General features: G+C 65.9%; 12 protein-coding genes. 8 read left to right on the top strand and 4 right to left on the bottom strand.

Annotated features, from left to right (window positions below; all coding sequences use genetic code 11):
• Positions 1–14: 14 nt before the first annotated feature.
• The 3 genes from BG61_RS28655 to BG61_RS28645 are packed head-to-tail and all read right to left on the bottom strand — an operon-like array spanning position 15 to position 3,390.
• Positions 15–734, bottom strand: coding sequence for an ABC transporter ATP-binding protein (locus BG61_RS28655; protein ID WP_035934315.1), 720 nt, complete (start codon positions 732–734; stop codon positions 15–17).
• Positions 731–1,516, bottom strand: coding sequence for an ABC transporter ATP-binding protein (locus BG61_RS28650; protein WP_035934309.1), 786 nt, complete (start codon positions 1,514–1,516; stop codon positions 731–733). Before BG61_RS28650 ends, BG61_RS28655 begins: the two co-directional genes overlap by 4 nt.
• A complete protein-coding gene (locus tag BG61_RS28645; protein ID WP_035934307.1) occupies positions 1,513–3,390 on the bottom strand; it encodes an ABC transporter permease in 1,878 nt (625 codons plus the stop codon). The genes BG61_RS28650 and BG61_RS28645 overlap by 4 nt, the downstream gene beginning before the upstream one ends.
• 333 nt (positions 3,391–3,723) lie before the next feature.
• Between BG61_RS28645 and BG61_RS45055 the strand changes: the two genes are divergently transcribed.
• From BG61_RS45055 to BG61_RS28625, 4 genes are all read left to right on the top strand, one after another.
• The gene (locus BG61_RS45055; RefSeq protein ID WP_075584246.1) at positions 3,724–3,927 is read left to right on the top strand and encodes a hypothetical protein; all 204 of its coding nucleotides are present in this window, start codon (positions 3,724–3,726) and stop codon (positions 3,925–3,927) included.
• A gap of 254 nt (positions 3,928–4,181) precedes the next feature.
• Positions 4,182–4,967, top strand: coding sequence for a gamma-glutamyl-gamma-aminobutyrate hydrolase family protein (locus BG61_RS28635; protein ID WP_035934304.1), 786 nt, complete (start codon positions 4,182–4,184; stop codon positions 4,965–4,967).
• 10 nt (positions 4,968–4,977) lie between these two features.
• Positions 4,978–6,312 carry a glutamine synthetase family protein gene (locus tag BG61_RS28630; protein WP_035934301.1) on the top strand — a complete coding sequence of 445 codons (1,335 nt, stop codon included), beginning with the start codon at positions 4,978–4,980 and terminating at the stop codon, positions 6,310–6,312.
• A gap of 25 nt (positions 6,313–6,337) precedes the next feature.
• On the top strand, positions 6,338–7,738 hold the full coding sequence (locus BG61_RS28625; protein ID WP_035934299.1) for an aspartate aminotransferase family protein: 1,401 nt from the start codon (positions 6,338–6,340) through the stop codon (positions 7,736–7,738).
• 41 nt (positions 7,739–7,779) lie between these two features.
• Here the strand turns inward: BG61_RS28625 and BG61_RS28620 are convergent, their stop codons facing one another.
• Positions 7,780–8,412 carry a TetR/AcrR family transcriptional regulator gene (locus BG61_RS28620; protein ID WP_035934346.1) on the bottom strand — a complete coding sequence of 211 codons (633 nt, stop codon included), beginning with the start codon at positions 8,410–8,412 and terminating at the stop codon, positions 7,780–7,782.
• A gap of 132 nt (positions 8,413–8,544) precedes the next feature.
• Here BG61_RS28620 and BG61_RS28615 point away from each other — a divergent pair, with 132 nt between their 5' ends.
• From BG61_RS28615 to folE, 4 genes are all read left to right on the top strand, one after another.
• A complete protein-coding gene (locus BG61_RS28615) occupies positions 8,545–8,967 on the top strand; it encodes a YybH family protein (protein ID WP_035934297.1) in 423 nt (140 codons plus the stop codon).
• A 15-nt stretch (positions 8,968–8,982) separates the two neighbouring features.
• On the top strand, positions 8,983–9,414 hold the full coding sequence (locus BG61_RS28610; protein WP_035934295.1) for a VOC family protein: 432 nt from the start codon (positions 8,983–8,985) through the stop codon (positions 9,412–9,414).
• A 147-nt stretch (positions 9,415–9,561) separates the two neighbouring features.
• Positions 9,562–9,765, top strand: a complete 204-nt coding sequence (locus BG61_RS28605) for a hypothetical protein (RefSeq protein WP_035934293.1) — start codon at positions 9,562–9,564, stop codon at positions 9,763–9,765.
• Between the two features lie 66 nt (positions 9,766–9,831).
• Positions 9,832–10,485 (top strand): GTP cyclohydrolase I FolE, encoded by a 654-nt coding sequence (gene folE, locus BG61_RS28600; protein ID WP_035934291.1) that lies wholly within the window; start codon positions 9,832–9,834, stop codon positions 10,483–10,485.
• Positions 10,486–10,495 lie beyond the last annotated feature (10 nt).

Genomic DNA, 10,495 nt, shown 5'->3' with positions numbered 1-10,495 from the left:
CCAGCGCGCGGCGCCTACACGCTGAGATGGTTGCGCCTGACTTCGTCGCTGCGCGCGAGTTCGTCCATCGTGCCGCTGAAACGGATCTGGCCTTTTTCGAGCACGTAGGCGCGATCGCTGACCAGTTCGGCGAAATGCATGTTCTGCTCGGAGAGCAGAATCGACAGCCCTTCGCGCTTCAGTTCGAGGATCATGTTCGCCATCTGCTCGACGATCACGGGCGCCACGCCTTCGGACGGTTCGTCGAGCAGGACGAGATACGGATTGCCCATCAGCGTGCGCGACACGGTGAGCATCTGCTGCTCGCCGCCGCTCATGCGGCTCGCGGCGCGAGCGCGCATCTCGCCGAGGTTCGGAAAGAGGCGAAAGAGCTTGTCCGGCGTCCATGCCGGCGCGCCTTCGCGCGGCGGCTGGCGGCCGGTGTCGAGATTCTCCGCCACCGAAAGATCGCCGAAGACGCGCCGGTCTTCAGGCACGTAGCCGAGCCCGAGGCGCGCGATGCGGTACGGCGCCAGCGCGCCGATGTCGCGGCCCCGGAACGTCACGCTGCCGCGCGTGCGCGGCAAGAGGCCCATGAGCGCCTTCATCGTCGTCGACTTGCCTGCGCCGTTGCGCCCCATCAGCGCCACGACCTCGCCGCGCGCCACTTCGAAGCCGACATCGAACAGGATCTGCGCGCGCCCATAGAACGCGTTCAGGCCGGACACCTTCAGCATCGCGTCGCCCGCCGTCATAGCGTGACTCCGTCTTCGAGCGCCGCGCGCGGCGTGAACGACCTGCCGGTGCCGAGATACACCTCCTGCACGCGCGCGTCGTTGCGCACCGTCTGTGCGTCGCCCTCGGCGATCAGCCTGCCGCGCGCGAGCACGATCAGCTTGTCCGCATGGGCGAACACCACGTCCATGCTGTGCTCGGTGAAAAGCACGCCAATCTTGCGCCCGGTCACGAGCCGCCTGGTCAACGCCATCAGTTCGTTGCGCTCCCCGGGCGCCATGCCGGCGGTCGGTTCGTCCATCAGCAGCAGCTTCGGCCGGTTCGCGAGCGCGATCGCGAGCTCGACGCGCTTCACGTCGCCATAGGCAAGCACGCCGCATGCGCGCCCTGCGTGCTCCGCCATGCCGACCTGCTCGAGGAGCGCCATCGCCTCGTCGGCGTGCCATGACGCCGACGGCTTCCACAGGCCGAACAGGCGCCGCTCGCGCGAGACCAGCGCCATCTGCACGTTCTCGATGACGGTCATCGAATTGAACGTGGCCGCGATCTGGAACGTGCGTCCGACACCCATGCGCCAGATCTCGCGCGGACGCCTGCCGACGAGTTCGACCCCGTCGAGACGGATCGAGCCGGACGACGGCTTCAATTGTCCGTTGACCATGTTGAAGCACGTCGACTTGCCCGCGCCGTTCGGGCCGATCAGCGCGAGGAGCTGGCCAGCGGCGAGGTCGAAGGAGACATCGTCGACGGCCTTTACGCCATCGAAGGATTTCGAGAGGTTCGTCACGCGCAGCAGTGTCATTCCGCCTCCGCGAACTTCGCGCGCACGAAGCCGACGATGCCCTGCGGGAACGCGATCACGAGCAGCAGGATCGCGGCGCCGAGGAGCGCCTGCCAGTAGTCGGTCTGGCGCGCCACCGTGTCCTGGAGCCACGTGAACACCGCAGCGCCGACGATCGGCCCGGCGAGTGTCTGCAGGCCGCCGAGCAGCACCATGACGAGACCGTCGACGGACCGGGCCACGCTGATCGCCTCGGGTGAAATGTTGCCCTTCGAGAACGCATACAGCGATCCGGCCAGTCCGCAAAACAGCGACGCGATCACGAACGAGGCCCACTGGATGCGCTGCGTGTCGATGCCGATGGCTTCGGCACGCAAAGGCGAATCGCGCGAGGCGCGCATCGCGTAGCCGAGCGGCGCGAACAGCATGCGGCGCAAGAGCGACACGCCCGCGACAGCGAAGACGAGCGTCGCATAGTAGTAGGCAACGGGCGAACTCAGCCACGGCGAGGGCCACAGGCCGAGAATGCCGTTGCTGCCGCCCGTCACCGCGTCCCACTGGAACACGACCGACCACACGATCTGCGCGAACGCGAGCGTGAGCATCGCGAGATACACGCCCGAGAGCCGCACGCAGAACCAGCCGAACACCAGCGCGCCGAATCCCGCCAGCAGCGGGCCGAGCACGAGCGCGGCTTCCATCGGCAACGCGAACACCTTGAGGAAGAGCGCCGCGCCGTACGCGCCGAGGCCGAAGTACGCCGCGTGACCGAACGAATGCATGCCGCCCGGCCCCATGATGAAGTGCAGGCTCGCCGCGAACAGCACGGCAATCATGATTTCGACGAGCAGCACCGGAAGATACGGGAAGGCGCCTGCCGTGAGCGGCGCGAGCACGAGGAGCGCCAGCACGATCGCGCCGAGCGCCTTCGCGCGACGGCTCGCGGGCCGCAGCGGCGTCTCGGCGGCGGCCATCGAACGCACTGCCCCTTGCGCGCGCCCGAGCAGGCCCCAGGGGCGCAGCACGAGCACGATCGCCATCACCACGAACTCCGCGACGAGCGTGAACTTGCTCAGCGAAAAGTCGATGCCGCCTATCGACACGTGCCCGATGCCGATGCACAGCGCCTTGATCTCCGCGATCAGCAGCGCGGCGACGAACGCGCCCGGAATCGAGCCCATGCCCCCCACGACCACGACCACGAACGCGTTGCCGATCGTCTCCAGGTCGAGCGAAAGATTCGCCGACATGCGCGGCACCTGCAGCGCGCCGCCGAGTCCCGCGAGAAACGCGCCCGCGAAGAACACCCCGGTGAAAAGCCAGGTCTGGTTGACGCCGAGCGCGCCGAGCATTTCGCGGTCGTTGGTCGCGGCGCGCACGAGCGTGCCCCAGCGCGTGCGCGCAAGTGCGTACCAGAGCATCGCGAGCACGAGCGGACCGATCGCGATCAGCGCGATGTCGTAGGCGGGCAGCGAATGGCCGAGCAGTTCGATCGCGCCGGCAAGATGCGGCGCGCGCGGGCCGAACAGGTCTTCGGGACCCCATATATAGAGCGCGGCGTCGCGAAAGATCAGCACCAGCGCGAACGTCGCGAGCAGATGGAACAGCTCGGGCGCGTGATAGATGCGCCTCAGCACCCACACCTCGACGAGCGCGCCGATCACCGCGACCACCAGCGCCGCCGCCACGACGGAGAGCCAGAAGCCCGCGAGCGTCGCGCCGAAGCGGCTCGTCAGGCTGTACGCAACATAGACGCCGAGCATGTAGAACGAGCCATGCGCGAAGTTGACGATGCGCGTCACGCCGAAAATCAGCGAGAGGCCGGATGCGACGAGAAAGAGCGCGCAGGCATCGGCGAGTCCATTGACGAGTTGTACCAGCAGGTTTGCAAACATCGGCTCGAATTGACGGGATTGGCGAACGAGGCGTAATTATCGGCGAATTGAATCACGCGGTCCCGATTCAGGCCCGGCGGGCAGCGGAGATGCGCCACACGTCGCGCGTGCGCACGCTTCGGATTGCACGACGAACTAACGAAAAAACGTATTGACGGCGTTTTTGGCTCGTATATCCTCAAACATAGGGAACCGCCGTGACATGCAGACGCACACCAGCACGCCCGGCACCAGCCCCCGCCCCTTTCCGGTGAAACGCTTCGCGTGCTTCATCCACGGGGCATCAAACGTCAACACCGCCAAACGAGTGTAATCGTGAGAGTCCGAAGCCCTCTGGTCAGATGGAGCAAATGTCAGTACGCGGGCCAGCCCCGCGCCGACATGTCCATCGCCGATCGCTGCGGCAGGCTTATCGATCGCCGCTTCCTGTCCGCATTCACCATCCTGTCGCGCCGTTCCGTGCGACGCCACAACTCCGTCGCCGCACGCGCCTTCATCGCCGTGCATTGCGTTGGCGTGGCTTCGCTGCTGCCGTAGCGCCTCTTCACGTCCGTTTTCCATTCGTCCCGCTCGTTGCGTTCCTCACGCGTGAGCACGCGCAGGCATGCGTGCGCCTCTGCACGCGCGTAGCCGCCGCGACCGGACATCACATCGGGCCCAGACCCGCATGCATCGCCCGACGGTTTTGCGAAGTCCGCAAACGCCGGGGATGCGGCCGTCCGCCCAAGCTGCAATCACTCATGCAAGCGCCGCTATCCGGCGCGAATTTTCGGTGAGACGTCATGGCACCAATGCGAAATCGTCCTGTAGTCGGCATCAGCGCGGACCGCATCATGTCGGGGCCGCATCCGTCGCACGTGGCGGGGGAAAAGTACATCGACGCGATCGTCGACGGCGCACATGCGCTTGCCGTCGTGCTGCCCGCGCTCGGCGCGCGGCAGGCGGCGGCCGACGTGCTGTCGGCCGTGGACGGCCTGCTCTTCACCGGCAGCCGTTCGAACGTCGAGCCACATCGCTACGGCGGCGTGCCTGCCGCACCCGGCACGCTGCACGACGCCGCACGCGACGCCACCACGCTGCCGCTGATGCGCGCCGCGATCGACGCCGGCGTTCCCGTGCTCGCCATCTGCCGCGGCTTTCAGGAGATGAACGTCGTCTTCGGCGGCACGCTGCATCAGAGCGTGCACGCGGCGGGGCCGTATGCGGACCATCGCGAACGCGAGGACGACGCGCTCGATGTGCAATACGGGCCGTCGCATGCGGTGCGCATCAGCGCGGGCGGTGTGCTGCACACGCTCGCCGGCCTGCGCGAGGCGCGCGTGAATTCGCTGCATGGACAAGGCATCGAGCGTCTCGCCGATGGCCTCGCAATCGAAGCCGTCGCCCCCGACGGGCTCATCGAGGCGGTGAGCGTCGCGCATTCGCGTGCGTTCGCGCTCGGCGTGCAATGGCACCCCGAGTGGAAGCACGCGAGCGACGTGCTGTCGAGCGCGATCTTCCGCGCCTTCGGCGACGCCTGCCGCGACCGAATACGAATCAAGCGCGCTCAGGCGGCCGGCCTGTGCACGCAAAACTGAGGGCAACATCATGGAACACATCGACGAGTTTCTGAAGAAGCACAACATCACCGAGGTCGAAGCGATCATCCCCGACATGGCGGGCACGGCGCGCGGCAAGATCATTCCGCGCAGCAAGTTCGAATCGGGCGAATCGATGCGGCTGCCGCAGGCGGTGATGGTCCAGACCGTCACCGGCGACTATCCCGCCGACGGCAGCCTGACCGGCGTCACCGATCCCGACATGGTGTGCGTGCCCGACCCCTCGACGATCCGCCTGATCCCGTGGGCCGTGGATCCGACCGCGCAGGTGATCCACGACTGCGTTCACTTCGACGGCACGCCCGTCGCCATTTCGCCGCGGCGCGTGCTGCGCCAGGTGCTGGACAAGTACGCGGCGAAGGGCTGGAAGCCGGTTGTCGCCCCCGAGCTGGAGTTCTTTCTCGTCGACATGAACCGCGACCCCGACCTGCCGCTGCAACCGCCCATCGGCAGGACGGGGCGCCCGGAAACCGGGCGCCAGGCGTACTCGATCGACGCGGTGAACGAGTTCGATCCGCTCTTCGAAGACATCTACGAGTATTGCGACGTGCAGGAACTGGAAGTCGACACGCTGATTCACGAGGTCGGCGCGGCGCAGATGGAGATCAACTTTCTGCACGGCGACGCACTCAATCTCGCCGACCGCGTGTTCCTCTTCAAGCGCACCGTGCGCGAGGCCGCGCTGCGCCACAAGATGTACGCGACGTTCATGGCGAAGCCGATGGAGAACGAACCCGGATCGGCCATGCATGTGCACCAGAGCCTGGTTGACGCGGAGACGGGCCGCAATCTCTTCACCGGCAGCGACGGCGAAGCGACCTCGCTCTTTCACGGCTACATCGCGGGGCTGCAGAAGTACACGCCCGCGCTGATGCCGATCTTCGCGCCCTACATCAACTCGTACCGGCGCCTCTCGCGCTTCATGGCCGCGCCGATCAACGTGCAATGGGGCTACGACAACCGCACCGTCGGCTTTCGCATTCCGCATTCGGCGCCGGCGGCGCGGCGCATCGAGAACCGTATTCCGGGCGTCGACTGCAATCCGTATCTGGCGATCGCCGCGACACTCGCCGCCGGCTATCTCGGCATGACACAGCGGCTCGAACCCACGCCGCCGCTCGCGAGCGACGGCTACGCACTCGCTTACCAGCTGCCGCGCAATCTGGAAGAAGGCCTCACGCTGATGGCCGCGTGCGAACCGCTTGCCGACATGTTCGGCGAGAAGTTCGTGAAAGCCTTCCTTGCTCTGAAGGAAACCGAATACGAAGCGTTTTTCCGCGTGATCAGTTCGTGGGAACGCAAGCATCTGCTGCTGCACGTCTGAGCGCGGCAAGACCTCAGGAGAAAACATGAACGACAGAACCGACACCCTCTCATGCATGCAGCCGCAACGCAGCACCGCGGAGTACCGCGCGCTCGACGCTGCGCACCACATCCACCCGTTCTCGGACATGGACGCGCTCAACCGCGCGGGCAGCCGCGTGATCGTCAGGGGCGAAGGCGTGTACCTGTGGGACTCGGACGGCAACCGGATCATCGACGGCATGGCGGGCCTCTGGTGCGTGAACGTCGGATACGGGCGCCGCGAGCTCGCGGACGCCGCTTACCGCCAGATGCAGCAACTGCCGTTCTACAACACGTTCTTCAAGACGACCCACCCGAGCGTGATCGAACTCTCCGCCCTGCTCGCCGAACTCGCGCCCGCGCCGTTCAATCACTTCTTCTATTGCAACAGCGGCTCCGAGGGCAACGACACCGTGCTGCGCATCGCCCACCGGTTCTGGGCGACGCAGGGCAAGCCGCAGAAGAAATACGTGATCTCGCGCAGGAACGGCTACCACGGCTCGACGATCGCGGGCGGCACGCTCGGCGGCATGGACTACATGCATGAGCAGATGCCGTCGAAGGTCGGGCATATCGTGCACATCGACCAGCCGTACTGGTTCGGCGAAGGCGGCGACATGACGCCCGCAGCGTTCGGCCTCGCGCGCGCCCGGCAGCTGGAAGCGAAGATTCTCGAACTGGGCGCGGAGAACGTGGCGGCATTCATCGGCGAGCCGTTCCAGGGCGCGGGCGGCGTGATCTTCCCGCCGTCGACGTACTGGCCCGAAATCCAGCGCATTTGCCGCAAGCACGACATCCTGCTCGCCGCCGACGAAGTCATCGGAGGATTCGGGCGCACCGGCGAATGGTTCGCGCATCAGCACTTCGGCTTCGAGCCGGACCTCATCACGCTGGCGAAGGGACTGACGAGCGGCTATGTGCCGATGGGCGCGGTCGGCCTGCACGACCGCGTGGCGCAGCCGATCATCGAAAACGGGGAGTTCAATCACGGGCTGACCTATTCGGGGCATCCGGTGGCGGCGGCCGTCGCGGTGGCGAACCTCGCGATCCTGCGCGACGAGCGCATCATCGAGCGCGTGAAGAACGATACCGGCCCCTACTTTCAGAACCTGCTGCGCGAAACGTTCGCGAATCATCCGATCGTTGGCGAGGTATCGGGGACCGGGCTGGTGGCGGGCATTCAGCTCGCGCAGGATCCGCGCACGCGCAAGCGTTTCGAGAACGGCGACGAAGTCGGCACGATCTGCCGCGACCACTGCTTCAACGGCAACCTCGTGATGCGCGCGAGCGGCGACCGCATGCTGCTGTCGCCGCCGCTCGTGATCACGCGCGCCGAGATCGACGAGATTGTCGGCAAGGCCAAGGCCGCCATCGACGCAACCGCGCTGCAACTGGACCTCGCGTGAGCGCGGTCCAGGCAACCTCGGGCGCGGTTTGAAGCAGCGTCTCAGAGCCCCTTCTCGACCATGTCGAGAAGACGCTCGCTCAGGGTGTCGGCGGTGTCGCGGTCGAAGCGCTGCAACGGGCCTTCGATGAGCAGCATCGCAAGCCCGTGCACCGCCGACCACGCGAGGTATTCCGCATCGGACCGCCGCGCGACGGGCAGCGCCTCTGCCTCGACCATCCGGTCGAGCGCCGCGCTCAGGAGCTGAAAGGGGTCGAGTCCGCTATGCCCGGCGCCGTGCCCTTCCTGCGTGCCGGAAACCAGTGACGGCGCGGAAAAAGCGGTGCGGAACAGCCCCGTTTCCGTCTGCGCAAAGCGCAGGTAGCCGGTGCCCACCGCGCGCAGCGCCGCACGCGCCGCGTCGGCGCTGCTGCGCTTGCGCGGCACGGCGGCAAGCTCGTTCTCCATGGCGACGGCCAGCGCCGACAGCGCCGCCGAGCGCACCGCGGCAAGCAGCTCACGGCGGCTCGCGAAGTGCCGGTATGCCGCGTTCGGCACGACACCCGCGCGGCGCGTCGCCTCTCGCAGCACGACGGCATCCGGGCCGCCGTCGCGCGCAAGTTCGATGCCCGCGTCGAGCAGGGCACGCCGCAAATCTCCGTGACGATAGGTGCTGCGCGGCTTCGGCTTGGTCATCTTTTTGTCGGGGCTTTTCCGCATGTGGACACCGTCCATTATCTCTGCTACTTTTTGTGGACGGCGTACACAAGCATAAAAAAAGCCGTTATTTTGCGGGTCTTATCGATAAGCCCGCATCAGGAGACGAGCATGGTCGAGTCCAGTGATCGCGCGGGCGACGAAGCCCGCATTCGGGAACTCATCGAAGAATGGCGCCTCGCGGTCGTCGCGAAGGATGCGAACGCGCTGATCCGTCATTACGCGCCCGACGTCGTCGTATTCGACGTGGTGCCGCCCGCGTCCTTCCGGGGCGCCGCGCAGTACCGCGAGAACTGGCAGCGCTGGTTCGACGGCATGAAGGGGCCGCTCGCCTTCGAAATGAACGATGTGCAGGTCGTCGCGAGCGGCGACGTCGCGTATGCACATAGCGTCAATCGTGTTGTCATCGGCGAGCTGGACAATGTCGTGCGGGCCACCGTGTGCTTTCGCCGGATCGACGGCGACTGGCGGGTCGCGCACGAGCACGCGTCGGTGCCGCTCACAACGGATATGGACCCGGACGAGAAGTCTTAACCCACAGGAGCAACCATGCACGTTCAACCCTATTTGTTCTTCGAAGGCCGTTGCGAGGAAGCGCTCGCGTTCTACGGCGAAAAGCTCGGCGCGCAGACGCAGATGATGATGCGCTACAAGGAAAGCCCCGAAAAAAACAATGCCTGCGCCGACCAGCCGGGCATGGAAGAAAAGATCATGCACGCGTCGTTTCGCGTCGGGGACACGGTGCTGATGGCCTCCGACGGGATGGCGAGCGGCACGCCGAATTTCCAGGGCGTCTCGCTTTCCCTCACCGTCGACGACGTGGCGAAGGCCGACCAGTTCTTCAACGCCCTCGCCGAAGGCGGGCAGGTGCAACTGCCGCTCACGCAGACCTTCTTCGCGAAGCGCTTCGGCATGGTCGCGGACAAATTCGGCGTGGCGTGGATGATCCTGGGCGGCCTCGAACACGACAAGCCGGCGTGATCGCCGCCCTCCGCTGAACACTCTGTATCGTCCGGGCGCCTGGCGCGCTTTATGCATTGCAGGCAACTGCAGTGACGACATGAATGTCAGCGCCTTGGAACGCGGTTTGCGCGCCTTTCTCCTGTCGATTCGTACAGGAGAAAGGTCATGACCGACTACGCCGGACGTTCACAGGAAGAGCGCATCGCCGCGCGCAAGGGCAGGAAACAGAAGGCACAGGAGCAGCCTGGCGGCGCGATGGCAAAGGAAGGCACGCAGCCGGATCGCGCGCACAGCAGCGGCGAGCTTTCGGAGGAAGGCAAGCGCGTGTGGCGCAGGGGTTCCGGCATCGACGGGGGCGGAAAGACCTGACCCGCCTGTCGGAATAGCGATTCGTGGAACAATGGGCGATCACTCAAGCAAAAACAGGAGCCGTCGATGAGCGCCTCGGGCAAATCCAGTACTTCTTCGGGTTCGGACATTCCCGCTGATCCAGTCGATCGTCCGAGCCGCGAGGAAGCCGAAGCCGCCGTGCGCGTGCTGCTGCGCTGGGCCGGCGACGACCCGCGCCGCGAAGGGCTGCGCGATACGCCCGCGCGGGTGATCCGTTCCTACGAAGAGTTCTTTGCGGGCTACGCCCAGGACCCGCGCGAGATTCTCGCGCGCACCTTTACCGAGGTGCAGGGTTACGACGAAATGATCGTGCTCAAGGACATCCGCTTCGAGAGCTACTGCGAGCATCACATGGTACCGATCATCGGCCGCGCGCACGTGGCGTATCTGCCGAGCAAGCGCGTGGTGGGCATCTCGAAGCTCGCGCGGCTCGTCGACGCGTTCGCGAAACGCCTGCAGATTCAGGAAAAGATGACGGCGCAGATCGCCGATACGCTGGATGAAGTGCTGCAACCGCTTGGCGTCGGCGTGATTCTGGAGGCCGCGCATCAGTGCATGTCGACGCGCGGCGTGCACAAGGCGGGCGTCTCGATGGTCACTTCGCGCATGCTCGGCGCCTTTCGCGACGACCCTTCGACGCGCCGTGAATTCCTCGCGATCGTCGGCAATCAGAACGCCTTCAGCGTGTCGAATACCTGACCGACATACC

Source organism: Caballeronia glathei (genome assembly GCF_000698595.1).
GTDB lineage: Bacteria > Pseudomonadota > Gammaproteobacteria > Burkholderiales > Burkholderiaceae > Caballeronia > Caballeronia glathei.
The sequence above is the reverse complement of the archived record's forward strand: the minus strand, read 5'-3'. Positions and strand labels throughout refer to the sequence as shown.

What these genes read in the sequence shown, in the direction of transcription:
- BG61_RS28605 (WP_035934293.1), top strand. Translation starts at nt 9,562, where the DNA reads ATGACCGACTACGCCGGACGTTCACAGGAAGAGCGCATCGCCGCGCGC.
- BG61_RS28615 (WP_035934297.1), top strand. Translation starts at nt 8,545, where the DNA reads ATGGTCGAGTCCAGTGATCGCGCGGGCGACGAAGCCCGCATTCGGGAA.
- BG61_RS28620 (WP_035934346.1), bottom strand. Translation starts at nt 8,412, where the DNA reads ATGACCAAGCCGAAGCCGCGCAGCACCTATCGTCACGGAGATTTGCGG.
- BG61_RS28635 (WP_035934304.1), top strand. Translation starts at nt 4,182, where the DNA reads ATGCGAAATCGTCCTGTAGTCGGCATCAGCGCGGACCGCATCATGTCG.
- BG61_RS28650 (WP_035934309.1), bottom strand. Translation starts at nt 1,516, where the DNA reads ATGACACTGCTGCGCGTGACGAACCTCTCGAAATCCTTCGATGGCGTA.
- BG61_RS28610 (WP_035934295.1), top strand. Translation starts at nt 8,983, where the DNA reads ATGCACGTTCAACCCTATTTGTTCTTCGAAGGCCGTTGCGAGGAAGCG.
- BG61_RS28630 (WP_035934301.1), top strand. Translation starts at nt 4,978, where the DNA reads ATGGAACACATCGACGAGTTTCTGAAGAAGCACAACATCACCGAGGTC.
- BG61_RS28645 (WP_035934307.1), bottom strand. Translation starts at nt 3,390, where the DNA reads ATGTTTGCAAACCTGCTGGTACAACTCGTCAATGGACTCGCCGATGCC.
- folE (WP_035934291.1), top strand. Translation starts at nt 9,832, where the DNA reads ATGAGCGCCTCGGGCAAATCCAGTACTTCTTCGGGTTCGGACATTCCC.
- BG61_RS28655 (WP_035934315.1), bottom strand. Translation starts at nt 734, where the DNA reads ATGACGGCGGGCGACGCGATGCTGAAGGTGTCCGGCCTGAACGCGTTC.
- BG61_RS28625 (WP_035934299.1), top strand. Translation starts at nt 6,338, where the DNA reads ATGAACGACAGAACCGACACCCTCTCATGCATGCAGCCGCAACGCAGC.